This window comes from Pannonibacter sp. CBAS1226 (assembly GCF_055685825.1).
Genome location: NZ_JBVOUO010000014.1, coordinates 18,820 through 44,683, shown reverse-complemented (window position 1 = coordinate 44,683; position 25,864 = coordinate 18,820). Strand labels below are relative to the sequence as shown.

Here is a 25,864-nt window from a genome sequence, read left to right as displayed (position 1 = left end):
TCCGGCACCGGTCCTGATCCTTGCGCAACAAAGAGGTTCTCATGACAGCAGCAAACGGGCTTGCCCTGGACCGGGGCAGCAAGCGCGCCAGACGCCGCCGTCCGGGCCTGCGCCGGGCTGTGGTGCCGTGGCTCTTCGTGCTGCCGGCACTGGTCATCTTCACCTGGTTCAAGTTCTACCCGATGCTCTCGGGGCTGAACATGTCCTTCTATGAGGTGCAGTTCTACGGCGACAGCGAGTGGGTTGGCTTCGACAACTTCATTGCCGCCTTCACCAATCCGGACCTGCGCTCGGCTGTCGTCAACACGCTGATCTATGTGGTGTCCGCCACGCTCTGCGCCTCCACGCTGGGTCTCTTCCTGGCGCTGGCGCTGGAGGGGCAGGCCCGGCACCTGCGCATCATCCGCACGGCCATCTTCCTGCCGGCCATCACCAGCGCCGCGATCATCGCCGAAATCTGGCGGCTGCTGTTCAATCCGGCTCACTATGGCCTTGCCAACGAGCTGATCGGCCTTGTCGGCATCGCGCCGCAGGGCTTTCTGAGCGATCCCAATCAGGCGCTTTGGGTGCTGATCCTGATGCAGATCTGGAAGAGCACGCCCTATGATATGCTGATTTTCGTCGCGGGCCTCGCCGGCATCAACCGCGAGCTTTACGACGCGGCCAATGTGGATGGCGCCAGCCGCCTGCGCGTGCTGTGGCATGTGACGCTGCCCGGCCTCATCCCGGCGATTTCCGTGGTCATCATGCTGTCCTTCATCCGTGGCATCCGCGTCTTTGCCGAGGTCTACGCGACCACGGGCGGCGGGCCGGCCGGATCGACGGAAACCATCATGACCCACATCTACAAGACCGGCTTCCAGAACCTTGAATATGGCTATGCCTCGGCGGTGTCGCTGCTGCTGCTGCTGTTCACGATCCTGCTGACGGTGCTGCACACGCTGATCAAGTCCAGGCTGGTCAAGTAAGGGAGGTTTTCCGATGCGTCCGTCCCTTCTCTCCCGCCTCGGCAGATTGCTGATGTATGTGGCTGTGATCGCCATTTTCGTCGGCCCGTTCTGGGGCATTGTCATCACCGCCTTCAGCGGCCTGATCCTCAAGCCCGGCCAGTTGCTGCTGCTGCCGGTGGAGCCGACGCTGGAGAATTTCCGCGCCGCCCTCATCAACATGGAAGTCTGGCGCTATCTGCTGAACTCGATGATCGTCGCGCTGACCGGCACGTTCCTTCAGGCCGGTGTCAGCGCGTTGGCCGCCTATGCGCTGGCCCGCAAGAAATTCCGGGGCGCGGCGGTGGTCAGCCTGCTGATCCTCAGCACCATGATGCTGCCGGAGGAGATCATCTCCATCCCGCTCTATCTGGTGGTGCAGGCCCGGCTGCCGCTCATTGATGCCTCGATCTACAACACCTATGCGGCCATGGTGCTGCCGGTGGTGGGCTGGGCCTTCTCGATCTTCATGCTGACCGAGTTCATGCGCGCCATCCCCAAGGAGCTTGAGGAAGCAGCCCGCATCGACGGGGCCAACGAGTGGCAGATCTTCAGCCGTGTCGTGCTGCCGCTGGTGCGCCCGGCGCTGGGGTCCGTGCTCATCTTCGGTTTCATCATGATCTGGGATCAGTATCTGCTGCCGCTGATCGTGGTGAATGACAAGCACCTGTTCACGGTACCGGTCATCCTGGGCGCGCTGCGGGTCGATGAAACCATCACGCCGAACATCTTCGTCGCTGCCACGCTGATTGCCATGGCGCCGCCGATCATCGTCTACCTGCTGCTGCAGAAGCAGTTCAACCGCGGCATCATGGCCGGCGCCGTCAAGGGCTGACGCCCCGGAAAACCGGAAACTGGACCGGAAACTGGAGAGGAATGAGATGGGAGCTGTATCGCTGAAAGGCGTCTCCAAGTCGTTCGGGGCGGTGAGCGTCATCAAGGACGTGTCGATCGATATCGAAGAGGGCGAGTTCTGCGTCCTCATCGGGCCGAGCGGATCCGGCAAGTCGACGCTGCTGCGCATCATTGCGGGGCTGGAAGAGGTGAGCGACGGAGAAATCCACATTGCCGGCCGGGATGTGACGGATCTGGAGGCCAAGAACCGCGACATCGCCATGGTGTTCCAGTCCTATGCGCTCTACCCGCAGATGAGCGTGCGCGAGAACATGAGCTTTGCCCTGCGCCTGCGCCGGGCCTCGAAGGAGGAAATCCGCACCAAGATCGATGCGGTGGCGAAGATGCTCGATCTGGAGCCGCTGCTCGACCGCCTGCCGAAGGAACTCTCCGGCGGCCAGCGCCAGCGTGTCGCCATGGGCCGGGCCATCGTGCGCGACCCTTCCGTCTTTCTCTTCGACGAGCCGCTGTCGAACCTTGATGCCAAGCTGCGCAATCAGGTGCGCGGCGAGATCCGCGAGCTGCACCAGCGCCTCGGCACCACCTCGATCTATGTCACCCATGATCAGGTGGAAGCCATGACCATGGGCCAGAAGATCGTCGTGCTGCGCGATGGCCGGGTGGAGCAGGTGGGCACGCCGCTGGCGCTTTATGACCAGCCGGACAGCGTCTTCGTGGCCGGTTTCATCGGCTCGCCCGCGATCAACATGCTGACGGCCAGCGTGGGGGATCAGGGCCGGCGCCTGAGCCTGTCCGGCTGCGCCGTAGACCTGCCGCTGGCAGGGGCGCATGCGGTGGAGGACGGGGCCGGGGTGCTGGCCGGCATCCGGCCCGAGCATCTGGAAATCACGGATACCGGTACCCCCGGCGTGCTGCCCGCAGTGGTGCGGACGGTGGAGACGACCGGCTCCGACACCACCGTGTTCTGCGACACGCAGGCGGGCAAGGTTCTTGTCTCCTCCAAGCAGCGCAGTGCGCTGGCCGCCGGAGAGACCATCGGCCTTCGCGCCGATCCGGCCCGCATTCTGCTGTTTGACAAGACCAGCCAGCGGCGGATTCCCCGTCAGTAGCGGGGTGTTTGGGTTGGATGGCAGGTGAGGGACCCGTTCCTTTCCCCTTTGAGGGGCTGCCGGGTACACATATCGTGTTTGGAGCTGGTGAGGCCTTGGGAAAAGCCTGCGTCTGGTTATTTCGGCACAGCTTCTCAGCCCCCCTCCCGAAAAACAAACGCCTCATTGCGGGCAGTTTCCGGACCTGATGTGTGAATCCACCAGCCACCAGAGGGAGGAAGCGGAGACGTTCTGCCTCTCGCGTTTCCACCGCCGCCACCAACCGGAAGGCTTGCCGTCATGACATTGCGCCGCGCACCGGCCCGTTTTCAGGCCGAAAGGATCGCCAGCCCCGGCTGTCACATTGCCGAAAGTCCCGTGTGGGATGTCCGCGGCGGGCGGGTTTACTGGGTGGATATTCCCAACCAGCGGCTTTTCTGCATGCAGCCGGACGGGCAGGGGCTGACGCAATGGGATCTGCCGGTCAAGGTCAGCGCGCTGGTGCTGGCCGCAGACGGCGGCTTCATGGCCGCAACCTCGCGCGGCTTTGCGCATCTGGCGTTGGAAGAGACCGGTCCCGTCTTCCGCTTCAGCATGGGCCCCGAGCTGCCGGAGGGCTGGCGCATGAATGACGGGGCCTGCGACCGGCAGGGGCGGTTCTGGGCCGGGTCTCTGTCACCGCGCCCGGCGGAGGAGGGCCAGTGGGGCGGGCTTTTCAGTCTGGACGGCGAAGGTAAGGTGAGCGCGCGCGGCGGGCGCTTCCGGGTGCAGAACGGCCTTGCCTGGAGCCCGGACGGGCGGCGCATGTATGTCTCGGACTCGCATGTTTCCAATGTCCACGTGACGCGCTTTGACTTTGACCCGGAGACGGGAGACCGCTCCAATCCGCAGCTTTTCGCCAGCCACGGCCTGCTGGGCGGCAGGCCGGACGGGGCGGCGATGGATGTGGACGGCTGCTACTGGATCGCCGCCAGCGACAGCGCCCGCATCCTGCGGTTGACGCCGGAGGGGCGGATCGACGCGGAAATCCATGCGGATGTGCCCAACCTGACGAACCTGTGCTTCACCGGCCCGGACCTGCGCACCGCCGTCATCACCTCCCTCAACAACGGCACCTCCGGCGGCGATATCTACGCCGTGCATCTGCCGTTTCAGGGGCTGGCAGAGCCTGTGTGGCGGGGCTGAAGCCTTTCACCCCTGTGCCGTCTGCCGCCGCAGGAGCCACAGGAAACAGGGGCCGCCGAGGAGGGCGGCGAGGAGGCCGGGGGAGAGGGGCCAGGGCCAGGCAAGCGTCTGGCTCGCCCATTCGGCCAGCGTCATCAGCAGCGCGCCGGTGAGGCCGCAGGCGATGCTGGCGCTGGCCGTGCCCCGGAAGCCGAGGCGCGTGACGAGATGCGGCACGAGAATGCCGATGAAGCTGACGGGGCCGGTGACGAGCGTTCCGGCGGCGGTGGCAAGGGCGGCGAGCGTCAGGCCCAGAATGCGGGTGCGGCGCACGGAGACGCCGAGGCTGATGGCGGCAGGCTCTCCCAGTGCCACCAGATCGACCCTGCGGCTGAGGAGAAGACTGCCTGCAAGGCAGGCGCAGCCGGTGAGGGCGGCAGCCACGGCCACCGGCAAGCTGGTGGAGGAGGTGATGCCGGAGAACCAGCCGAGCAGCGCCGCCCCCCGCTGGCCGCCGCCGGCCATCACCAGCACAAGCAGGGCATTGGCGGTGCTGGCGATGCCGGCACCAATCAGCAGCATGCGCGCCGGATCAAAGCGGCTGCGCAGGGCAAGCAGCGTCACCGCCAGCATGGCGAGCCCGGCGCCGGTCAGCGTCACGGCCAGCTTCGCCGGGGCGCTGGCGGCGGGCAGGATGACGAGCGCCAGCGCCAGCGCAAGGCCCGCGCCATGGCCGATGCCAAGCAGGTCCGGGCTTGCCAGCGGATTGCGCAGCAGGCGTTGCAGCAGCAGGCCCGCAAGGGCAAGGCAGAGGCCCGCGCTGGCCGAGCCGAGCAGCGGCGGCAGGCGCCATTGCCAGATGCGGGCGAGATCCCCGCCGTCCAGCGCAAGGGACCAGCCGCCGGGGACACGGCCCACGATGAGGGCGGCGGCAAAGGCCAGTGTCAGCGCAAGGCCCAGCAGCAGCAGGAGGCGCGCTCCGGCCTTGCGCTGCGGTGCCTGCAGCTGAAAATTCAGCGGCGCGCTGCCGGAAGCGCGGCGGGCGAGAAGGATGAGCAGGGGGCCAGCGAAGAGCCCGGCCGCCGCACCCACCGGCAGATCCCCGGCAAAGGGCGCCAGCAGCCGCATGCACTGGTCGGCGGTGAGCAGCAGCAGCGCACCGGTGAGGGCGGCGGTGGCAAGGCCGGGGCTTGCCCGCTGGCCGATGGCCCGGGCAAGGGCCGGGGCGGCCAGACCGATGAGGCCGATCTGGCCGAATTCCGCCGTCACGCAGGCGGCAAGGCAGGAAACGAGGCCCAGCATCAGCAGCTTGACCACGCGCACCGGCAGGCCAAGGCTTGTGGCCCCGGCATCGCCCAGAGCCAGCAGGCGCAGCGGCCGTTCCAGCAGCCACAGGGGGATGATGGCAAGGAGCGCCAGAACCGTGAGCCGCAGCGGCGCGGCCCAGCCGTTCTGTTGCAGCGATCCGGCCTGCCAGGTCAGCAGGTTGCTGAGAAAATCGTGGTTGAACAGCACCAGCAGCGAATAGGCCGCATTGCACAGCAGGTTCACCATCACCCCGGCGAGCACCAGCTTCTGCGAATTGAGATGCGGCCCCCAGGCGATGGCGAGCACGGCGGCAAGGGCAAGCCCTGCCCCGGCCAGCGCCACAATCTGATAGCCCTGCGACCACAGGACCGGCGCCAGCACCAGCGTTGCGGCCATGCACAGCGCCGCCCCGCCGGTGATGCCCAGCAGCGACGGCTCGGCCAGGGGATTGTTGAAGACGCGCTGGAACACGGCCCCGCCCAGCCCCAGCAGCGCCCCGGCCACCAGCGCTGCCAGAATGCGCGGCAGCAGGCTGTAGGTGAGGATCAGCGGATCGGAGGTGCCGGTGATGGCCAGTCCCGCCAGCGCCAGTGCAGGCACCGCCAGCAGGCCGGTGAGAAGGGCTGTGCGGATGCCTGCACGAAGGACTGCAGGGGGCGGCATTGCAGCGGGAAGACCGGCGGCGGGCATCAGGATTTTTTCTCCCGCGTCAGGTCCAGCACGGCTTTGGCAACGGAGCGGGCAAGATGCAGCTCCGACAGGCAGCCGCCGAAGGGATAAAACTGGCTGATCCGCGCCAGCCGCCCCTGCCGCACGGCGGGAAGCTGCTGCCAGATCTGGCTGTTGCCGAGCGCCCGCTCCGTCTGGGCCTCCAGCGAGGGGATGGTGATCTGGATGAGGATGGCATCTTCCAGCGGCATCAGCCGGTCCATCCCGGCCTGCGTAAAGCCGCTGGCATTGACCGGCCCGGTCCAGCCGTTGCTGAGCCCGAGGCGCGTCAGCACCGTGTCCGGCATGCTGCCCTTGCCGTAGATCGTGGCGCGCCCGCCGCTCTGGTCCGGCAGGAGGATGCAGACCGGCGGGGCCTCGGCAAGGCTCTGCGCAAGGCTGGCGCCAAGGGCGGCGGTTTCTTTGGTAATCCCGGCCAGCAGGGCGGTTGCGGCGGTGTCCGGCAGGCCGGTGGCTGCGGCGCATTGGAGCAGGATGGCGGCGGAGCGCCCGCCGCTGTCTCCTTCGGCCACCACTTCCACTGGCGCAATGTCCTTGAGAAGCGGCGTCATGAACAGGCTCGGCGCGCCCAGAAAAATCAGATCCGGGCGCAGCCGGTCGAGAAGTTCCAGATTGACGGCCCAGAAGGGGCCGATGTCCTGCGTTTGCGGCGGCAGGGCCTGCGGCATGCGCTGGTTGAAATAGCCGGTGTCGGCCACCGCCAGCGGCGGCAGGCCAAGGGCCATGAGGGATTCCGCTGCCGCCCAGTCAATGGCCGCAATCCGCCGCCTTCCGTCTGCGCGCAAGGGCGCTCCGCCAAGGGGCAGCATGGCAGCGGCGAGGGTGCCCTTCAGGGCGGCGGCAAGGAGCGTGCGTCTGTCCGTCATGCAACGAGCCCCCGCCGGAAGGTGATCCGGCAGGGGCGCCTTTCTCAGAAATCGACGGTCAGACGGCCCATCACCGTGCGCCGGTCGCCCTGATAGCAGGAGTAGCTGGCGTCGCAGGTGGTGTAGTACTTCTTGTCGAACAGGTTGGTGGCGTTGATCTGCAGCTTGGCGTGCTCGTTGACGCGGTAGCTGGCCCCGGCATCAAAGAGGGTGCGGCTCGGCACGCTGAAGGTGTTGGCATTGTTGCCGAACACGTCGCCCACGTGGCGGATGCCCGCGCCCAGCGATGCGCCTTCCAGCACACCGGAGGTGAAGGTGTAGTTCAGCCAGCCGGAGGCCTGATGCTCGGGCACCAGCATGGGCCGCTTGCCGACATTGCCCGAAGCGGCATCCTTGGTGATTTCCGCCTTGGTGTAGGTGTAGGAGGCGGTGAAATCCCAGTTGCGGGTGACGTTGAACCGCGCTTCCAGTTCGACGCCGCGCGACTGGATCTCGCCGGTGGCGACCGCCGTGCCATTGGAGAGATAGTTCAGCACGTTGTTCTTGGTGATGTCGAAATAGGCGGCGGTGAAGAGGCCGTCAAAGCCCTGCGGCTGGTACTTGATGCCCGCTTCCCACTGGTTGCCCTGCGAGGGGTCGAAGGTGTTGCCGCGCGCATCGACGCCGCCATTGGGCACGAAGGACTGCGAGAAGCTGACATAGGGCACCAGACCGAAGGCGGTGACATAGCTGATGCCCGCCCGGCCCGAGAACTGGCCCACATCCAGCTTCGTGGTGGTGCTGGTCAGCCGGTTGTGCGTGTCCATGCTCAGCCAGTCATAGCGCCCGCCAAGCGTGGCGATGAAGCCGTTGCCGAACTTGATCTGGTCCTGCACGTAAAGGCCGGTCTGGTGGTAGCGCTCGGAATAGTTGATGAAGGCCGCCGTGGGCACCGGCACATTCACGCCATAGACCGGGTTGAAGGGGTTGAGCGACGGGGCAAGCCCCTGATAGCGCTTCACATCCGCATCGGACCAGCTGTAATCGATGCCCATCAGCGCCTGATGGGAGGCAGGGCCGGTGTCGAACTTCGCCAGCACCTGATTGTCGGCAGTGAAGGCATCGAAGCTTTCGTCAAAGCGGCGGGCGATGCGGGTGACGCCCGAGGAATTCATGCCCGAGAGGAACAGGTTGTCGAGCAGGAAGTCCGTGTGGCCATAGCGCACGTTCTGCTTCACCGACCATGTGTCGTTGAAGCGATGCGCGAATTCGTAGCCGATGGTCTGCTGCTGCTGTTCGCTCTGGTTGAAGTTCGGGTCACCCAGCAGGATGTTCGTCGGCGTGAACAGCATGATGGTGCCGCCGCTCTCGTCCCGCAGCACCTGCCCGCTCAGGGTCAGGCTGGTGTCCGTGCTGGGCTTCCACGTGATCGCCGGGGCGATCATCAGCCGGTCATCGCCGATCTTCGAGCCGTCGGAATACTTGAACTGGGTGTTGGCATCGCGCGCCGTGCCGATGACGCGGTAAAGCACCGTCTTGTCTTCGTTGAGCGGGCCGCTCAAGTCGAACTGCGCCTGCTTGCGGTCATGGCTGCCATAGTCGAAGGCGATCTGGCGGATGACTTCTTCCGTCGGCTTCTTGCTGGTCTTGTTGACCACGCCGCCCGCATCGCTCTGGCCGAAGAGCGCGGAGGAGGGGCCGCGCAGCACTTCGACGGAGTCCAGCTGATAAGGATCGGTGCGGAAGAAGCTGTAGCTGCTGGAGACCTGCCGCAGCCCGTCCATGTAGGAGCTGGTGGCCTGCGCATTGAAGCCGCGCATCATGATCCAGTCATAGCCCTTGGGGTCCGGGCCGTAGGTTTCGATGGCGACGCCCGGCACATAGCGCAGAACTTCGGTGACGCTCTGGGCGTTCTGGGTTTCCATCTGCTTGCGGCCGACGACGGACACGGACTGCGGCACCTCGATGAGCGGGGCGTCCATCTTGGTGGCGCCGGTCACGTTGGTGGCAACGAAGGTGGTGGCGCCGTTGGTGTCGCCCTGCAGCTGGATCTTGTCCAGCGTGGTGCCGCTGGTGGCCGTGGCGCTGGTTCCCGCGTCTGCTGCGGCGGGATCATAGACCTGCACCGTGCCGGGGTTGCTGAAGCGGTAGGAAAGGCCGGTGCCCTGCAACAGGCGCGACAGGGCTTCGGCTGCTGTCATCGAGCCGCGCACCGGGTTGCCCGCGCGGGTGATGGCCTGGTTCTCGCGCACCACAACGGCAAGGCCGGTAATGCGGCCAATGTCATTGACGGCCTGCGGCACCGGCTTGGCAGCGATGTTGAAGCTGAACTGCTGGCTGGCCGCCTGAGCCCGCACTTCACCACTTCCCGCCGTCATGATGGCTGCGGGGGTCAGCAGCGTTGCCGCCAGAAGAAGTCCCGTCCGCCGCAGTCCGCCCGATTTGCCCAACCCGTTCAACGCCATGTTACCTGTCCTCTTTCGCAAGGCTTTTGCACGGCGGAAGCCCCCTTCCTGCCGTGTCTCTACCTGCTTCACGGATGAGAGCTGCGCTTCATGAACCGGTGGGATGCGGTTTTTTTGATTTTTTTTGAGGGGGTGTTGGGGCGGATCAGCGGCAGATGACAGGGCGCTGCCCCGCAGTGATGCATCGGATTTGTGGCGGTGCATCTCCGCCCCCCTCCCCCTCGTGGGGAGGGGTAAGGGGTAAGGGGTAAGGGGTAAGGGGTAAGGGGCTCTGCGCCTGCAAGGATTTGAAAAATAAACTTTTCCTGTTGAGGCCTCACGAGGAGCAGCTGCCCGCAATCAATGGATACTCTGCCAGACGGAAAGGCCTGTCCCCCCACCCCTAACCCCTCCCCACGAGGGGGAGGGGGGCTGAAACGCCGTGCCACACACTCCGCGTCGTCCCGGACGGAGCGAAGCGGAGATCCGGGAACCACTCGTTTCCAGAGCGGTGAAATGTGTTTGCGGCGGAGAGGTTTGCTCTCGCCGGTGGTTTGCCGTTTCGTCAATTCCACCCACCGCGCCGCCCCGGCCCTGCGCCGGGGCCTGTAAGGCTGGTGCGGCCTCTCTCCTCGAGCACTTGCAACGGCGGCGGGCCACACTGCGTCCCTGACAGGTCCCGGCACAAGGCCGGGACGGCGCGGAGGGTGTGGAGCTTCTGCAGCGGGTGGGCCTCTGCCGCAGCGCTCGGGCCAACGGCATTTCTCTGCATGCTAGTAGCCCCCGGCTCATGCTTGGCCGGTGTGACCCGGTGCCTGTTGGCTGCGCTGTGCCCGCGGTTCTGTTTTCAACGAAACCGTTCTACCGCGAGATCACTGTCAGCCGGCCCGCGACTGAAGTGATGCGGAAGCCGACGGAGGATTGCAGGGCGGCGAGGGCGGCGTCCGTATCGTCCAGCGAAAAACTGCCGCTGACCATTTCGCTGGCCAGCGCATCGGAGGTGACGAGAATGCGGCCCTTGCGGTAGCGGCCGATTTCCTGCAGCACCGAACCGAGGCTGGCGCGGTAGAAGACGAAACGGCCGTTGCGCCAGGCCAGCGTTTCGTCAAGGTCCACCGGCCGGGGGGCGGAGACGCCCTTGCCGCCGAAATCCACCTGTTCGCCCGGCTTCAGCACGGCCTCAGCGCCTTCGGCGGTGACGGAAACGCTGCCATGATCCAGCGTGACGGTGCCCCCACTTTCCTGCAGGCGCACGTCGAAACGGGTGCCCAGAACCGTGATGCTGCCGCCTGCCGCTGACACCGTGAAGGGGCGGGTCTCGTCCCGCACCACATCAAAAAAGGCCGTGCCGCGCAGCAGCCGCACGTGCCTTTCGCCGGGCGTGAAATCCTCGGCCAGCGCGCTGCCGGCATCCAGCAGCACGGCAGAGCCATCGGCAAGCGTGATGGTGGTGCGGCTGCCGCGCGGGCTGACGTAATCGGCGCGCATGTCCTCGAACAACTCCGGCCGCTCCAGCCAGATGGCCCCGCCCAGAACCGCCAGCAGGGCCAGCGTCAGCCCCGTCAGGCGCTGGGTTGTCCGGCGCCGCGCCTTGCGGGCATCCATCGCCTGCAGATAGCGCTCCAGCGCCTCGCCTTCGGCCTCTGCCAGCCGCCGCCCCGGCGCTTCGGCCGCTTCCCAGGCCAGTGCGATGGTGCGGAAGGCCTCGGCATGGGCGCTGTCGGCCTGCCGCCAGGCTTCAAACTCTGCGCGCTTGCGGGCAGTCGGCGTCTGCAGCAGATCGACGAACCAGGCGCGGGCCTCGGCCTCGATGTCCCGTGCCGTGCGATGGGCCGGGCCTTTGCCGGGCGGAGTGGAAGGGGCAGGGCTCATCGGCGTTCTTTCGCGTCCGCTCACTCGGCAGCAAGGCAGCTCTGGCAGGCGGCCATGGCGCGGGCCATGTGCTTTGCCACCATGCGCTCGGAAATCTCCATCACTGCGGCGATCTCGGCAAAGGTTCTGCCATGAATGCGGTTGAGCAGGAAGACGTGGCGCGTGCGCTCCGGCAGGGCGGCCAGCGCCGCATCAACGCCCGTCAGCCCCTGCCGGGCCTGCAAAATCTCCTGAGGCGTGGCGGGGGCGGCGGCATACTGGTCCGGCAGCAGGCCGTCCACGAAGCTGCGGCGGGTCTTTTCGGCGCGCAGGTGATCCACCGCCGCATTGCGGGCGCAGCGGCTGAGATAGGCCGGGTCGCCGCAGCAGCGCAGGGGCATGCGCTCCCACAGGCGCATGAAGATGTCCTGCACCAGATCGCATGCCGCCGCCGGGCAGCCAACCCTGCGGTTGATCTGCCGTTGCAGCCGGTCCCGCTCGGACAGGTACAGCGCGGCAAGTTGATCCTGATCTGACGGCATGCGCTTCAACAACCCCATGCCGCAGGCGCGGCGGGAAAATATGGACTGTGTCTGCAGATGTCCGGCAGAACCTGACGCACGGGTATAATACTTGTATTTAATAGTCAAGTTTATGAGGGCTGAAGGGCGGTGCCGGGATGGCTAAATTGTCACCTTGCCCGAAAGCCGCGGGTGGCTTCAAACATGATATGTGAATCCCGCAGGATCACGGCGTGAGGAATATCTGATGACTGAGGCGATCAAGTCAGGCGGGCACAAAGATGCCGGGCGCGGCAAGCCAGAGGCGGAAGCTCAGGCCCCGGAGCGTGCTCAAGCCTGGCTGCGGGAAAATGCCGCCGCGCTCGAAAGCTCGAACGCCTGGGTGGAAGAGAATGGGCTGCCGCTGGATCAGTACCGGCAATTCTGATGGGAAGGCCGCAGCGCCCCTCTCCCCCCTTGAGGGGGAGATGTCTGCGTCAGCAGACAGAGGGGGGTATCAGCGCCTCAGCACGGCGGGAACTCTCTCACAAGCGGACAGTCAGCTACCCCCCTCTGCCCCCTGACGGGGGCATCTCCCCCTCAAGGGGGGAGAGGAGTTGAAGCCTGACTGGCAGTCCGGAATAAACACCCCCCGCGGAAGAGGGCAGAAGCGCCTTGCTTTAGCCCCCACCTCAAAACTTCGCAGGTGCGAAGATGCGAAGTCCGGTGGAGAGGTGGGTGAGGGCGTTGCGGGCGAGGGCGAGCATGGCGGGTTGCGGCTGGTTGTCCCTGAGCCCGCGCACCTGGCGCACGTGGTTGATCGCAGTATCGAAATCCGGGAACCGCTCCGGCAGGGCGAGGTGCAGATAGAGCGCGATGACGGTGGCCGAGCGGCTGCGCCCGCCCCGGCAGTGCACCAGCACATGGCCGCGCCGGTGGGGCGGGTAATGCGGCTTGCCGGGGCTGTCCTGCGCCAGCATGCCATGCAGGGCCATGACGCCCGCCAGCAGGTGCTGCGGCGCGTTGCCCGGCCCGTCGATGAGGCCGATGTGGGTGCGGCGGATGGTGGTGCCATCGGAAAGGGTCAGCGGGGCCATTTCCACATTGACCGCAAGGTTCATGGTGGAAGTGACGCCTTCGTCCAGCAGCAGGGCGGGATCATCCGCCGCCACCTTGTTGCCGATGAAGAGGCTGGCGCCGTGGGGGCCGAGGCCGCTCGCCACTTCACACAGCACCGGCAGGCGGTCCTCTTCTTCTTCCGGCAGAAGGGCGCTGGCGGGGGGCATGCGGGTCATATCCATCTCCTGACCGGCTGCACCGGTCCCAATTGCAGGTCAAGTTCCGGCCCGAAGACAAGGCTGCGGCCAGTGTGCAGCCGCTTGCCGAGGGCGGCGGTGAGTTGCGGCATGGCTTCCGGCGCGGCAAAGGCAGGCACCACATGGCAGGCGCGGGTGTGGTCCGCAAGCCAGAGCGTGTCCTTGAGGCGGGGATGCACATTCCAGCCAAGCCATTCGGCCTGTCCTTGCGCCAGCAGATCGGCGGCCGGCGTGCCGGGGGGCACGTGGCTGGAAAAGACGAAACGGAAGCCCTCACCCGCCCGCGCCAGCAGGCTGGCGGCAAGGCCGGATTCCGCGTTGGCTTCCGTGGTGACGATCACATCCGTGGGCTGATACGCTCCGCTGCGCCCGGCACTTTCCAGAAGCGCTGCCAGCTCTTCCCGTGTGCCGGGATGGCAGATGCGCGAGGGTGTCCGGGCAAGGGCCATCATCTCCGCCAGAACCACCGGGCAGGCGCGGGGCTTCAACCCCTCACGGGCCAGTGCCAGCACCACTTCCGGGCCGCGCCCGGCGGAAGGCACGGGCAGCACCGCGCCGCCGCGCACTGCCTCTGCCATCAGGCCAATCTGGTCCGCAAGGCCGGTGTCCCGGTCGCCATAGGAAGCGTCGGTGACGAGGCAGGCGGCGCAGGGCGGCGGGTCGAAGGCGAGAAGGCCGGACTCCGGCGTCCAGTCGCCCATGTAGAGAAAGCCGCAGTCCGCCGCCACATGCAGCCAGATGCCGCCCGGCGCATGGCCGCTGCGGCCTGTGGTGAGGGTCAGCCCCGCCACTTCCGCAGTTCCGGCGAGCGGCAGCAGATGGCGCGCGGCCTGCGGCAGCACCGCCTCCGGGATCTGGGCGAAGGTTTCCGCCGTGGCATAGACTGGCGGGCGCCCCAGCTTTGCCCGCAGCTGCAGGGCGCCGGCGTGGTCCTGATGGGCATGGGAGAGGCACAGGGCATCTACAGGGCCAACACGGCTCACATCCGGCAGAACGCCGGGTTCGGGCCCTTCGCCAAGGTCAAAGAGAATGCGGCGGCCGCAGGTTTCCAGCAGAAAGGCTGCGGGCAGCTTGCCGCCCGCACCGCTGATGATTTTCAGTTCTGCCAAGGCAGGGCTCCCTTTGGCAGGCGGGAGGAGAACAGCGAGGCGGTGCCCATCAACAGCAGCACGGCCACCACCATGAGGCAGCCGACGGCGGCTGCCAGCGTTGAAGCGCCGCCTTCCTCGAGGAAGACGATCATCGGGCCGATGGTGCGGGCGCTGGAGGAGACGAGCAGGATGGAGACCTGGATCTCGTTCAGCGCCGTCATGAAGACGATGATGCCGCCGGCAATGGCGGAAGGGGCGAGCATGGGCAGGATGATGTCCTTCATCCGGGCGAGGAACCCGGCTCCTGCCACACGGCCCGCTTCTTCCAGCGACCGCTCGATCTGGGCGAAGCCACCCAGCACGGGGCGAAGGGCGAGGGCGAGGAAGTTGGAGAGATAGGCGGCGAGAATGATCCAGACCGTGCCATAGATGCTGACATTGATGAAGGGCAGGGGCTTCAGGAAGAAGAGGATCATGGCCACGCCCAGCACGATGCCCGGCAGCGCATAGGCAAGCTCCGCCGCCAGCTGCACCAGCCGCACGACAGGGCCTTTGTGCCAGCTGAGGAAATAGGCGAGGAACACCGCCATCACCACCAGAATGAGCGTTGCCGCCAGCGTCAGGCCGAAGCTGGTGAGGAAGGCTTGCCGGATCGAGGCATGATGCACCAGCGCGTTGGCGTAGTTCTTCAGCGTCAGGCTGGCGAATGTCAGCTCCTGCCCGAAGCCGCTGACCAGCGACGTGGTGACGAGGGCCGAGAGCGGCAGCAGCAGGGTGAGGACGAGGAAGATCCACGCCCCGGCTTCCGCCAGAATGCGGCCCCTGCCGAGGGAGAAGGTGACCGGCTGGCCGAGGCCATCGACCCGGAGATCACCGCGCCGGGCCATCCATCCGGCAAGGCCGAGGCCTGCCACGGTGAGGGCGGAAAGCAGCAGGGCGAGCGCGGCCATATCAGACAGGGCCGAGGGGCCGTAGCTGTTGAGTTGCTGATAGATGAGGGTGATCAGCGTCGGGAAGCGGGCCGGGATGCCCAGCATCGCCTGAATACCGAAATTGCCGATGGCCGAGACGAAGGCGAGCGCGGCCCCGGCCATGATGCCGGAGCGGGCGAGCGGCAGGAGGATGGTGAAGAGCATGCGCCGGTTTCCGGCCCCGGCAGCGCGGGCAGCCTCCGCCAGGTTCTGCGGAATGCGGCGCAACGTGGCGCGCACGGTCAGGAACACCAGCGGTGCATTGTAGAGCCCCAGCAGCAGGATGATGCCGGTGGCGGAAAACATCGGATGCCTGACGCCTGCAGGCAGGGCAAGGCCGAGCGCGCCCAGAAGCGGGCTCGATGGCGAGAAGGCCTGCACCCAGGCAAGGGCGGTCACCTGCGGCGGGATCATCAGCGGCAGCACGAAGCAGAAGATCCACGCCGTCTTGCCGCGCATGTTGGTGTGCACGGTGAGGATGGCCGCGAGCGTGCCGATGGCAACCGCGATCACCGAGGACAGAACCGCGACCTGCAGCGAATTGAGCGCTGCCGTGATCACCCGGCCCTTGAGATAGAGCGAGGACAGGCGGTCAAGATCGATCACCCCGTCCGGCGCAAGACCGGCCATGGCGAGGCGGGCGAGGGGGGCGAAGGAAAGCAGCCCGACGAGAATGGCCAGTCCGCCAAGGACCAGCCAGTCCGTGCGCAAGGGGAGCGCCAGACGGCGCCCCCCCGATGCGGACAGGGTGATGTCGGACATGCCTCAGCCGCCGAAGATCTCGGTGAACTTGGCGCGGGCGGCCGCGTCGGTTTCGACGGCCTTGTCCGCATCCACCGGCAGCAGCTTGATGGTGTCCAGCTTGGGGAAGCCGGCCGGCGGGGTGAGGCCAGCGTCGATCGGCAGGTTGCCCTGCGACACCACCAGTTCCTGGCCTTCCTTCGACAGCAGGAAGTCGATGAAGGCCTTGGCGGCATCCACATTCTTCGCCGTGGACATGATGGCGGCCGGTTCGGTGATGAAGGAGACGCCATCCTTCGGGAAGATGAAGTCCACCGGCGAGCCGCTGGCCTTGGCGCGCATCACGTCGGCATCGACGACGATGGCATATTTGGCCATGCCGCCGGCGACGGCCTTCAGCGCCGGGCCGTTGCCGCCTTCCGGGGCGATGCCGAGCTTGGCGAGGCCTTCATAGAACTCCCAGCCGATGCCCGGCACGTTGACGACGCTGTGCATGTGGTTGAGCGCAGCACCCGAATAGAGCGGGCTCGGCACGGCGATCTGGCCCTTGTTGTCTTCGCTCAGCAGCTCTGCCCAGGTTTCGACGGGCTTGGCATTCTGGGTGTTGTAGGCAATGCCGGTGGACATGATCTTCGTGCCGAAGAACATCTTGTCCTTGTCATAGGTGCTGGCGTCATAGCCGTCCACCTTGGCTTCCGGATAGGCCATCAGCAGGCCTTCGGCCTTGAGCTGGCCCAGGTTGATGGTGTCGGCCACCAGCAGAACGTCCGGCTTCACGTCGCCTGCGGTGATTTCGGCGCGCAGCACGTTCATCAGCTGGCTGGTGCCGTTGCGGGTCCATTCCACCTCGATGCCCGGGTTCTTCGCCTTGAAGGCGTCAACCGTCTGCTGGGCAATTTCCGGCGACTGGGAGGTGTAGAGCACCAGCGTTCCGGCGTGAGCCGTGCCGGCCATCAGCATGAGAGCAAGTGCAGAAAGAAGGCGCATGGTCAGATCCTGTCGTCTTTGAGGGTAGAAAGCCGGCGGGGCATGTCAGCCCGCATCCGGAATGATCCAGCCGTCTTCGGCCCGGACATGGATGACGCTGCCGGAGGGCAGCGCGAAGTCACCGGGAGCCTGCAGCGTCAGCTGAAGGTCCGGCATGGCGTGGGGGTGGAAATCCACCTGTGTGTGGGAGCCGCGGAAGATCACCTGGGTGATGGTGGCGGCAAAACCGCCTTCAGAACCGGCGGCAATCGCCAGCTCGCCCGGATGCACGCAGATGCTGACCGCTGCCTGCTGCTGCTGGCCGGAGCGGGCGCGCACCTCGTGCCGGTGGCCGAAAATATCCACCATGGCATGGCCTGCGCGGCCCGAAGGGGTGGCATCCGTGCCCGGCAGGATCAGGCCGCCGCCGATGAAACGGGCGACCATTTCGTTCTGCGGTTCGCGGTACAGCTCGCGCGGCTTGCCGAACTGCATCACCCGGCCCGCCTCCATCACCGCAATGCGGCTGGCAAGGGCCATGGCCTCGGACTGGTCATGGGTGATGTAGATCATGCTGGCGCCGGTGCGGCGGTGAAAGTCGAGGAACTCGCGCTCCATGGAGGCGCGCAGGTGCACATCGAGATTGGCCAGCGGCTCGTCCAGCAGCATCACGGACGGGTTGGCCGCAAGGCAGCGCGCCAGAGCAACGCGCTGGCGCTGGCCGCCTGAAAGATCAGACGGGGCGCGGGTGCCAAGAGCCTCCATGCCCACGGTCGCCAGCGCCTCGCGGCAGCGGCGCGCCCGCTCTGCAGAGCTGACACCGGCCACCTTCAGCGCATAGCCGACATTCTCTTCCACGCTCATGTGCGGCCACAGGGCGTAGTTCTGGAAGACGATGCCGATGTTGCGCTTTTCCGGCGGCAGGCTGGCGGCAGGGGAGGCCACCTCGCGCCCGCCCAGGCGGATGGAGCCGGCTTCCAGCGTCTCGAAGCCCGCGATCAGCCGCAGCATCGTCGTCTTGCCGCAGCCGGAGGGGCCGAGAATGGCGACGAATTCCCCGTCGTTGACCGTCAGGGACACCCCGTCCACCACCCGCTTGCCGCCATAGCTCCGGGCAATATCCGTCAGTTCGATTCCAGCCACGTGCCGATCCTGAAAATTGAGCAATCTCAGTGATTTGATGTGCCTGACCACAGATAAAACTTGATCTGCACACGTGTGCACATTACAGGTGTTATGCTTCGGTTTTATGACGGGGCCAGAGGTTGCAATCCGGCAGGGCTGCCAGTGCGCAAACAGCGGGGAGAGGTGAATGAGCAAGGCCGGTTTTGTGACCGCAGCCGATGTGGCGAAGCTTGCGGGCGTGTCGCGCTCGGCCGTTTCACGCACTTTCACGCCCGATGCCTATGTTTCCCCGGCGGTGCGTGAAAAGGTGCTGCGGGCGGCGGATGAGCTGGGCTACCGGGTGAACCGGCTGGCCAAGGACCTGCAAACCTCCCGCTCCAGCATGGTGGCGATTGTCGGCGCCCGCTTTTACGAGCCCTATGTGGCCGGGCTGCTGGATGACCTGAGCGCCGCGCTGATCGGCAAGGGCCTGCATGCGCTGCTGCTCAATGCCTCGTCGCAGGACATGACGGCGCTGCTCAATCTGGTGCTGGAATACAGGGTGCGGGCGGTGATCGTGCTCTCCGGCGCGCCCCCGCGTGAGCTGATCGACCAGTGCCTGCGCGCCCGTCAGCGCATGATCCTCATCAACCGCCACATGGAAGACGTCGAGGCAGGCTCCATTGAGACCGACGACCGCATGGGCGGGCGGCTGGCGGCAGAGCACCTGCTGGCGGCAGGGCGGCGGAAGCTCTGCGTGGTGCGCTCCGGGGCGGACACGCCCAGCCAGCGGCGGCGGGCGGCGGGCTTTCTGGAGCGGCTGGACGAAGAAGGGATCGCCTGCGAACGCTGGGTGGCCGGGCGCGGCAACTATGAAGCAGGCTGCGAGGCCGCCCGCAGCCTGCTGCGCGGTTCAGGTCCTGCTATTGATGGCGTCTTTGCCGCGACCGATCGCACGGCACTCGGCTTTCTCAACACGGCGCGGTTTGAAATGGGCATATCCGTGCCGCAGGATGTGGCCGTGATCGGCTTCGACGACATCCCGGAAGCGGCCTGGTCCTCCCACAACCTCACCACCATCCGCCAGTCCGCCCCGGACGTGGTGGCCGCCGTGCTGACGCTTCTGGCCGAAGACGACGAGGATACGGGCCCCCGGCGCGTGGCCATTCCGGTCAGTCTGGTGGAGCGGGGGACGGTGTAGCCGGTCATGACATTGTCCCGGCAGTCTGATAGGATATGCGACAGAGACGATCTGCGGAGAGCCCGGCACCATGACAGCGCCTGTCCGTTCGGAAAAACTGGAAATGCGGGTATCGCCCGAGGCCAAGCGGCTGCTGCGGGAAGCGGCGGAGCTGCGCCACAAGACCATGTCCGAATTCGTGCTCGACAGTGCCCTTGCTGCGGCTGAGGAAACCGTTCTGCAGCGCCGCATCCTGCGGCTTGGCGAGGCAGAGTGGCAGGCATTCGTCGAGGCTCTCGACGCCCCGCCCCTTCGGCACGCGCGCATGGAACAATTGCTGACGTCTCCCGGCGTATTCGACTGAAGCATGGGCGGCGGGCCGAAGCTCCGGATCGAAAAGCTCAGCGCACACCATGACCTGTCCGCCTTCGATTGCGGAACGCAGGCGCTGAATGCTTTCCTGCAAAGACACGCTCTGGCGAGCCAGAAATCCGGCAGTGCACAGACCTATCTTGCAATGGCAGGGGAGGCAGTCGCCGGATTCTACAGCCTGACCTTTGGCCAGGTCGAATATGCCGGGGCACCTGACCGGCTGCGCAAGGGTTTGCCCCGTCATCCGGTTCCGGTGATGCTGCTGGCGCGTCTTGTGGTGGACCGTGACTGGCAGGGACAGCGGTTGGGCTCCGGCCTGCTGAAAAATGCAATCCTGCGCACGCTTCAGGCGGCGGATATTGCCGGACTACGGGCGCTTGCGGTGCATGCCAAGGACGGTGAAGCCCGTGCCTTCTATGAGACATTCGGTTTCATTCCCTTTGAAGACCAGCCTCTGGTCCTCTACCGCCTCATCAAGGACATCCGGCGGATGCTTGAAGGGTGATGGGTGGCAAGCTTGCGCCGGGCGGGAGCGGTTTTACCGCGGGGTGAAGCCGGGCAGCTTGCGGGTCTCCGGTTTGCCAGTAGTCTGAAGTGACGTATAGCGCTTGCGCCTTTTCAAGGTTTGATGCGTCAGCATTGGGGGCCTTGCCGAAATGGTTGATCTTGCAGAGGGTGGTCGGATGCAGGTTGATGTTGGTACCGCTGAAACCTGCTTTCCGCAGCTTGTCGAGGCTGCGCTTTCCGGCGGGGATGTGGTGATCACACGGGAGGGAGTGCCCCTTGTGCGGCTTGTTCCTGTCCCTCACAAGACATTCAGGATCGGCTTGCTGAAGGATCGGGATCTCGGGGCCGGACCGGACTTTTTTGAACCCATCGACAGGGATGAACTGACGCTTTGGAAAGGATAACGGGGCCTTGAGTTTGGACGGGGCAGGCGAAGAGATTGCGGAGATTCTCCGCCGGATGCGGCTGAATGCGGCGGCGTTTATCGTCACGGTTTACGGCGACATCGCCGTGCCACGCGGCGGCGTGCTGTGGACGGGAACGCTGATCGAGCTTTGCGCAAGGGCAGGCATCAATGAATCGCTGGTGCGCACGGCTGTCTCGCGCCTTGTGGCGGCCGAGCGGCTGGCGGGTGAGCGCATCGGGCGGCGCAGCTACTACCGGCTGGCGGAGGCGGCAAGGGCGGAGTTCCAGCAGGCTGCGGATCTTCTCTACGGGCCGGACCAGCCGGGCCGGGGCTGGCAGGTGCTCCATGCGCCGGATTTGACGCCGGACGACGCCCGCCGTCTGCGGCTGGGGCATATGGGCGGACCGGTGTTCATCCGTCCGGACCGGGGCCAGACCCCGCCGCCGGGGGCGCTGGTGCTGCATGCGGGCGAGGTTGCGGACCCGGCAAGGCTCGCCGGTTTCTGGGATCTTTCGGCCCTGCAGGAGGGCTATGCGGAGTTCATCGCCAGTTTTTCGCCGCTGCTTGCGATGGCAGATGAGGGCGGCTGCCGCCTTGCCGATGGGGACGCGCTGACCGCCCGGCTGCTGCTGGTGCATGCCTACCGCCACGTTCTGCTGCGCGACCCGCGCCTGCCTCAGGCGGCTCTCCCAGTGGACTGGAACGGCGGCGAGGCGCGCGGCCTGTTCCGCCGGCTCTATCTCGCGCTGACCCCGGCCACCGAACGGCATGTGGCCGCCCACCTCGAAGGCACAGACGGCTTCCTGCCCGCACGCACACCGGAGAGCCTCAGCCGGATTCCGGTGGTTGTTTAGATGAAGGCAGGCTCGCCACACGCACCGCGCCGTCCCCGCCTTGTGCGGGGACCCGTCATGGGCGCAGGGCGGTTGTTTTCTGCGGCTATCATCGATCGAAAGCGCCCGATGCCGGGGCGCGGCGGCAACCTGACAGGCCCCGGCACAAGACCGGGGCGGCGCGGAGGGGGCTGAAAGGCCGCGACCAATCACCCAGACTGCAGGCTTTCGCCGCTCACCGCAGCGTCCCTCTCCCCCCTTGAGGGGAAGATGTCTGCGCCAGCAGACAGAGGGGAGATGTCTGCGCTTCAATACGGCAGGATCTCTCTTAAACGGATCGTCCGTTACCCCCTCTGCCCCCTGCCGGGGGCATCTCCCCCTCAAGGGGGGAGAGAAATTGGTGCCTGACTGGCAGTCCGTTGCAAACACGGCCCTTCAAGAGGGGAGGGAGAGGGGGTGGTGCCTCACCCGGTGGCCTCCGCAAACACTGCCATGGGAGAAGCCTCCGCTCTCTCTGAAACTCTATAACCACCTGAAATATAACAGAAAAATCCTTGCACCCAAAAGCATCACAAGAATCATGAAAAAGTGACTTTTCTTGTGACGGTTTTGGGCGTATAAATCGACCGATCGGTCAGCGATATGAGGAGTGAGCTGGCTGTCACGCGGCTGCAAGGCGCTGGATTGAAGCGCGGAGCAGGGCGTTTGATGAGGGAGGAGGCCGGATCATGTATGCGCAGCTTGTGACATCCGAAGGCGGCAAGGCCCGTGAGGCGATGACGCCGGAAGAGGCAGCCTTTCAGGACCGCATCGACCGGGGCGAGAAGATCGAGCCCAAGGAGTGGATGCCGGAGGGCTACCGCAAGACGCTGATCCGCCAGATCGGCCAGCACGCGCACAGCGAGATTGTCGGCCAGCTTCCCGAAGGCAACTGGATCACCCGTGCACCGACGCTGGAGCGCAAGCAGATCCTCTTGGCCAAGGTGCAGGACGAGGCGGGCCACGGGCTCTATCTTTATTCCGCCGCCGAGACGCTGGGTGTCTCCCGCGATGAACTCATAGACCTGCTGCATGCGGGCAAGATGAAATATTCCTCCATCTTCAACTATCCGACGCTGACCTGGGCCGATATGGGCGCTGTCGGCTGGCTGGTGGACGGGGCGGCGATCATGAATCAGGTGCCGCTGCAGCGCACCAGCTACGGACCTTATTCCCGCGCCATGATCCGCATCTGCAAGGAAGAGAGCTTCCACCAGCGGCAGGGCTACGACATCATGATGAAGATGGCCAAGGGCACGCCGGAGCAGAAGGCGATGGCGCAGGATGCGCTGAACCGCTTCTGGTTCCCCTCGCTGATGATGTTCGGCCCCTCGGACAAGGACTCGGTGCATTCCGCCCAGTCCATGGCCTGGAAGATCAAGATCAACACCAATGACGAGCTGCGCCAGAAGTTCGTCGACCAGACCGTGCCGCAGGCCGAATATCTCGGCCTCACCATTCCCGATCCCGAACTGAAGTGGAACGGGGAAAAGGGCGGCTATGATTTCAGCGAGCCGGACTGGAGCGAGTTCTTTGCCGTGATCGCCGGCAATGGCCCCTGCAACGAGGAGCGCCTCGGTGCCCGCGTCAAGGCCTGGGAAGATGGCGCCTGGGTGCGCGAGGGGCTGATGGCCCATGCGAAGAAGCAGGATGCGCGCCGTGCGGCAGCGCGGGTGGCGGCCGAATAGGCCAGGGCCGGTGGGGCGCATGAGCTTTCAGGCGCCCGGCAAAAGACAGTCTGATTTCAACGTGTTTGCGGGAGGACGCGGAACATGTCCAGCGAATGGCCCCTTTGGGAAATCTTCATCCGTGGCCAGCATGGCCTCAATCACCGCCATGTGGGCAGCCTGCATGCGCCCGACGCGGACATGGCCATCCGCCATGCGCGCGATGTCTATACGCGCCGCAATGAGGGCGTCTCCATCTGGGTGGTGAAGTCGGAAAACATCACCGCCTCCGTGCCTTCGGAGAAGGGGCCGCTGTTCGAGCCGTCGAACAGCAAGGTCTACCGCCACCCGAGCTTCTACGACATTCCCGAAGAAGTGGGGCACATGTGATGGCCAGCGCGACACATCAGGCGGCGCTGTTCGAGTGGCTGCTGCGCATGGGCGACAATGCGCTGATCCTGGGGCACCGGGTGTCCGAATGGTGCGGCCACGGCCCGGCGCTGGAAGAGGATATTGCGCTTGCCAATCAGGCGCTGGATCTCATCGGCCAGTGCCAGCTGTGGCTGGGGCTGGCGGGCGAGGTGGAGGGCAAGGGCCGCAGTGCCGATGCGCTCGCCTATCTGCGCGATGCCGGCGCCTTCCGCAATCTGCTGCTGGTGGAGCGCCCGAACGGCGATTTCGGCCACACGGTGATGCGTCAGTTCCTGTTCGATGCCTTCCATGTGGAGCTGCTGGAGGCGCTGAAGTCCTCCACTGAGCCGCGTGTGGCGGAGATTGCGGCGAAAGCGGCCAAGGAAGCGGCCTATCACCTCGACCGTTCCGCCGCGCTGGTGATCGCGCTTGGCGACGGCACGGAGGAAAGCCACGCCCGCATGGCCAGGGCGCTGAAGGCGCTGTGGACCTATACCGGCGAGATGTTCATGGATGACGAGACGGATGCAGCGCTGGCCGCTTCCGGCACTGTGCCGCTGCCCTCCAGCCTCAAGGCGGGCTGGGACGGGACGGTGGGCGCGGTTCTGGCGGAAGCCGGGCTTGCCCATCCGGGCGAGGCCTGGCAGCACAAGGGCGGCAAGCGCGGCACCCATACGGAGCATCTGGGCTATATCCTGGCCGAAATGCAGTTCCTGCAGCGCGCCTATCCCGGCGCAACGTGGTGAGTGCCATGGCCAGCGCGCGTCATCCCGATGTGGCGGAAGTCTGGTCCTGGCTCGCCGAAGTGCCGGACCCGGAAATTCCGGTGATCAGCCTCACCGATCTCGGCATCATCCGGGATGTGGCCTGGCAGGATGAAACGCTGGTGGTGACGGTGACGCCCACCTATTCCGGCTGCCCGGCAACCAGCATCATCAACCTCGACATCGAGGCGGCGCTCAGGGCAAAGGGCATTGCCGATCTGCGGCTGGAACGGCGCCTGTCGCCGCCCTGGACCACGGACTGGCTGACGCCGGAGGGGCGCGAAAAGCTGCGCCAGTATGGCATCGCCCCGCCCATCGACGGCACGGCGCCCGATGGCCGTGTTGCCGAGCAGATCGCAGGCCGCGTGGCGCGGCTCGTCTCCGGCAGCAACCTTGCGATCACCTGTCCGCGCTGCGGCTCGGCAGCCACGCAGAAGGTCAGCCAGTTCGGCTCGACCCCCTGCAAGGCCAGCTACCGCTGCACGGACTGTCTTGAACCCTTCGACTATTTCAAGTGCATCTGAGGACGCAAGCCATGGCCCGTTTTCATCCGCTGACCGTCACCGGTGTGCGCCGCGAAACCCGCGATGCGGTGGTCGTCACCCTTGCCCCGCGCGAGGAGGACCTTCCGCTCTTCGGCTTCACGCAAGGCCAGTATCTGACCTTCCGCCGCGATTTTGACGGCGAGGAGCTGCGCCGCAGCTATTCCATCTGCGCAGGCCTTGATGAGGGCGTGCTGAAGGTGGGCATCAAGCGGGTGGATGGCGGGGCCTTTTCCACCTGGGCCAATGAGGCGCTGCACCCCGGCGACGTGCTGGAGGCCATGCCGCCCATGGGCCGCTTCTTCACGCCCATCGACCCGGAGGCGGGCCGCCAGTATCTCGGCTTTGCCGGGGGCTCGGGCATCACGCCGGTGCTGTCGATCATCAAGACGGTGCTGGCCCGCGAGCCGCGCTCGAAGTTCACCCTCGTCTATGCCAACCGGCAGATCAGCTCCATCATGTTCCGCGAGGAGCTGGAGGACCTGAAGAACCTTTATCTCGGGCGCTTCTCAGTCATCCACGTGCTGGAGCAGGAGGGGCAGGAGATCGACCTCTTCACCGGGCGGATCGACGCGGAGAAGATGAAGGCGCTTTTCACCCACTGGATCGACGCCAGCGCGGTGGACACGGCCTTCATCTGCGGGCCGGAGCCGATGATGCTGACCATCGCCGCCAGCCTGCGCGAGCATGGGCTGGATGACAGCCAGATCCGCTTTGAGCTGTTCGCCTCCGGCCAGCCGGGCCGGGCCAAGGCGCCCGCCGTCTCCCGCACCGCCGTTGCGCCGGGCACGGGCACGCAGGCCTCGGTGACGCTCGATGGCCTGACCCGCAGCTTCGAGATGGGCCGCGATGGTGAGACCATTCTGGAGGCCGCGCTCGCCGCCAGCCTGGACGCGCCTTACTCCTGCCGGGCGGGCGTCTGTTCCACCTGCCGCTGCAAGGTGCTGGAAGGCGAGGTGGAAATGGCCGTCAACCACGCGCTGGAGGATTACGAAGTGCGCGCTGGTTACGCGCTCTCCTGCCAAGCACGCCCGCTGACGGACAAGGTGGTGGTGACCTACGACGAATGAGGCCACCCGGAGCCTTGGAGTAACGAGACTTTTGACAACCTGCGACCTCTCCGCCGTCATCCTCGGCCTTGTGCCGAGGATCTAACCAGATCAATGGCTTGCAGATGGCCGGGA

25 protein-coding genes are annotated in these 25,864 nt (G+C 65.9%); 15 read left to right on the top strand and 10 right to left on the bottom strand.

Annotation, left to right across the window (positions count from 1 at the left end):
• Window positions 1-41: 41 nt before the first annotated feature.
• From AC0CMF_RS23475 to AC0CMF_RS23460, 4 genes are all read left to right on the top strand, one after another.
• Window positions 42-968 (top strand): carbohydrate ABC transporter permease, encoded by a 927-nt coding sequence (locus tag AC0CMF_RS23475; protein WP_374630475.1) that lies wholly within the window; start codon window positions 42-44, stop codon window positions 966-968.
• Between the two features lie 13 nt (window positions 969-981).
• The gene (locus AC0CMF_RS23470) at window positions 982-1,821 is read left to right on the top strand and encodes a carbohydrate ABC transporter permease (RefSeq protein WP_050475316.1); all 840 of its coding nucleotides are present in this window, start codon (window positions 982-984) and stop codon (window positions 1,819-1,821) included.
• Between the two features lie 46 nt (window positions 1,822-1,867).
• A complete protein-coding gene (locus AC0CMF_RS23465) occupies window positions 1,868-2,950 on the top strand; it encodes an ABC transporter ATP-binding protein (RefSeq protein WP_374630477.1) in 1,083 nt (360 codons plus the stop codon).
• Window positions 2,951-3,229: 279 nt separating this feature from the next.
• Window positions 3,230-4,114, top strand: coding sequence for an SMP-30/gluconolactonase/LRE family protein (locus AC0CMF_RS23460; protein WP_374630479.1), 885 nt, complete (start codon window positions 3,230-3,232; stop codon window positions 4,112-4,114).
• Between the two features lie 6 nt (window positions 4,115-4,120).
• Here the strand turns inward: AC0CMF_RS23460 and fhuB are convergent, their stop codons facing one another.
• From fhuB to AC0CMF_RS23435, 5 genes are all read right to left on the bottom strand, one after another.
• The gene (fhuB, locus tag AC0CMF_RS23455) at window positions 4,121-6,091 is read right to left on the bottom strand and encodes a Fe(3+)-hydroxamate ABC transporter permease FhuB (protein WP_374630480.1); all 1,971 of its coding nucleotides are present in this window, start codon (window positions 6,089-6,091) and stop codon (window positions 4,121-4,123) included.
• Window positions 6,091-6,996 (bottom strand): ABC transporter substrate-binding protein, encoded by a 906-nt coding sequence (locus AC0CMF_RS23450; RefSeq protein ID WP_374630482.1) that lies wholly within the window; start codon window positions 6,994-6,996, stop codon window positions 6,091-6,093. Before AC0CMF_RS23450 ends, fhuB begins: the two co-directional genes overlap by 1 nt.
• Window positions 6,997-7,040: 44 nt before the next feature.
• Entirely contained in the window at window positions 7,041-9,440 is a 2,400-nt protein-coding gene (locus tag AC0CMF_RS23445) for a TonB-dependent siderophore receptor (RefSeq protein ID WP_374630484.1), read from the bottom strand.
• Window positions 9,441-10,280: 840 nt separating this feature from the next.
• Window positions 10,281-11,291: a FecR family protein gene (locus AC0CMF_RS23440; protein ID WP_374630486.1), complete on the bottom strand. Its 1,011-nt coding sequence runs from the start codon at window positions 11,289-11,291 to the stop codon at window positions 10,281-10,283.
• Between the two features lie 20 nt (window positions 11,292-11,311).
• Entirely contained in the window at window positions 11,312-11,812 is a 501-nt protein-coding gene (locus AC0CMF_RS23435; RefSeq protein WP_374630488.1) for an RNA polymerase sigma factor, read from the bottom strand.
• A 226-nt stretch (window positions 11,813-12,038) separates the two neighbouring features.
• Here AC0CMF_RS23435 and AC0CMF_RS23430 point away from each other — a divergent pair, with 226 nt between their 5' ends.
• On the top strand, window positions 12,039-12,218 hold the full coding sequence (locus tag AC0CMF_RS23430) for a type II toxin-antitoxin system CcdA family antitoxin (RefSeq protein WP_374630489.1): 180 nt from the start codon (window positions 12,039-12,041) through the stop codon (window positions 12,216-12,218).
• A 244-nt stretch (window positions 12,219-12,462) separates the two neighbouring features.
• Here AC0CMF_RS23430 and AC0CMF_RS23425 read toward each other — a convergent pair whose 3' ends face one another.
• From AC0CMF_RS23425 to AC0CMF_RS23405, 5 genes are read right to left on the bottom strand one after another with little or no spacing between them, the layout of a single operon-like run.
• On the bottom strand, window positions 12,463-13,065 hold the full coding sequence (locus tag AC0CMF_RS23425; RefSeq protein ID WP_374630491.1) for a dual specificity protein phosphatase family protein: 603 nt from the start codon (window positions 13,063-13,065) through the stop codon (window positions 12,463-12,465).
• Window positions 13,062-14,195 (bottom strand): MBL fold metallo-hydrolase, encoded by a 1,134-nt coding sequence (locus tag AC0CMF_RS23420; protein ID WP_374630493.1) that lies wholly within the window; start codon window positions 14,193-14,195, stop codon window positions 13,062-13,064. Before AC0CMF_RS23420 ends, AC0CMF_RS23425 begins: the two co-directional genes overlap by 4 nt.
• Complete coding sequence (locus tag AC0CMF_RS23415; RefSeq protein ID WP_374630495.1) at window positions 14,183-15,910, bottom strand: ABC transporter permease; 1,728 nt, start codon at window positions 15,908-15,910, stop codon at window positions 14,183-14,185. The genes AC0CMF_RS23420 and AC0CMF_RS23415 overlap by 13 nt, the downstream gene beginning before the upstream one ends.
• A gap of 3 nt (window positions 15,911-15,913) precedes the next feature.
• Window positions 15,914-16,876, bottom strand: coding sequence for an ABC transporter substrate-binding protein (locus AC0CMF_RS23410; RefSeq protein WP_374630497.1), 963 nt, complete (start codon window positions 16,874-16,876; stop codon window positions 15,914-15,916).
• A gap of 45 nt (window positions 16,877-16,921) precedes the next feature.
• A complete protein-coding gene (locus AC0CMF_RS23405; protein ID WP_374630499.1) occupies window positions 16,922-17,998 on the bottom strand; it encodes an ABC transporter ATP-binding protein in 1,077 nt (358 codons plus the stop codon).
• A 169-nt stretch (window positions 17,999-18,167) separates the two neighbouring features.
• Between AC0CMF_RS23405 and AC0CMF_RS23400 the strand changes: the two genes are divergently transcribed.
• The 10 genes from AC0CMF_RS23400 to paaE all read left to right on the top strand — a co-directional run bounded on the left by AC0CMF_RS23400 (window position 18,168) and on the right by paaE (window position 25,750).
• The gene (locus AC0CMF_RS23400; protein WP_374630501.1) at window positions 18,168-19,160 is read left to right on the top strand and encodes a LacI family DNA-binding transcriptional regulator; all 993 of its coding nucleotides are present in this window, start codon (window positions 18,168-18,170) and stop codon (window positions 19,158-19,160) included.
• Window positions 19,161-19,230: 70 nt separating this feature from the next.
• Window positions 19,231-19,503, top strand: a complete 273-nt coding sequence (locus tag AC0CMF_RS23395) for a type II toxin-antitoxin system TacA family antitoxin (RefSeq protein ID WP_050475282.1) — start codon at window positions 19,231-19,233, stop codon at window positions 19,501-19,503.
• Window positions 19,504-19,506: 3 nt separating this feature from the next.
• Window positions 19,507-20,016 carry a GNAT family N-acetyltransferase gene (locus tag AC0CMF_RS23390; protein ID WP_374630503.1) on the top strand — a complete coding sequence of 170 codons (510 nt, stop codon included), beginning with the start codon at window positions 19,507-19,509 and terminating at the stop codon, window positions 20,014-20,016.
• Between the two features lie 151 nt (window positions 20,017-20,167).
• The gene (locus tag AC0CMF_RS23385; protein ID WP_374630505.1) at window positions 20,168-20,422 is read left to right on the top strand and encodes a type II toxin-antitoxin system Phd/YefM family antitoxin; all 255 of its coding nucleotides are present in this window, start codon (window positions 20,168-20,170) and stop codon (window positions 20,420-20,422) included.
• Window positions 20,423-20,429: 7 nt separating this feature from the next.
• On the top strand, window positions 20,430-21,278 hold the full coding sequence (locus AC0CMF_RS23380) for a PaaX family transcriptional regulator C-terminal domain-containing protein (RefSeq protein WP_374630507.1): 849 nt from the start codon (window positions 20,430-20,432) through the stop codon (window positions 21,276-21,278).
• Between the two features lie 707 nt (window positions 21,279-21,985).
• Complete coding sequence (paaA, locus tag AC0CMF_RS23375; protein WP_374630509.1) at window positions 21,986-22,984, top strand: 1,2-phenylacetyl-CoA epoxidase subunit PaaA; 999 nt, start codon at window positions 21,986-21,988, stop codon at window positions 22,982-22,984.
• An 84-nt stretch (window positions 22,985-23,068) separates the two neighbouring features.
• Entirely contained in the window at window positions 23,069-23,353 is a 285-nt protein-coding gene (gene paaB / locus AC0CMF_RS23370) for a 1,2-phenylacetyl-CoA epoxidase subunit PaaB (protein WP_019966655.1), read from the top strand.
• On the top strand, window positions 23,353-24,120 hold the full coding sequence (gene paaC, locus AC0CMF_RS23365; RefSeq protein WP_374630511.1) for a 1,2-phenylacetyl-CoA epoxidase subunit PaaC: 768 nt from the start codon (window positions 23,353-23,355) through the stop codon (window positions 24,118-24,120). The genes paaB and paaC overlap by 1 nt, the downstream gene beginning before the upstream one ends.
• Before the next feature lie 5 nt (window positions 24,121-24,125).
• Window positions 24,126-24,662, top strand: coding sequence for a 1,2-phenylacetyl-CoA epoxidase subunit PaaD (gene paaD, locus AC0CMF_RS23360; protein ID WP_374630513.1), 537 nt, complete (start codon window positions 24,126-24,128; stop codon window positions 24,660-24,662).
• Window positions 24,663-24,673: 11 nt separating this feature from the next.
• The gene (gene paaE / locus AC0CMF_RS23355; protein WP_374630515.1) at window positions 24,674-25,750 is read left to right on the top strand and encodes a 1,2-phenylacetyl-CoA epoxidase subunit PaaE; all 1,077 of its coding nucleotides are present in this window, start codon (window positions 24,674-24,676) and stop codon (window positions 25,748-25,750) included.
• The last annotated feature ends 114 nt before the right edge of the window (window positions 25,751-25,864 follow it).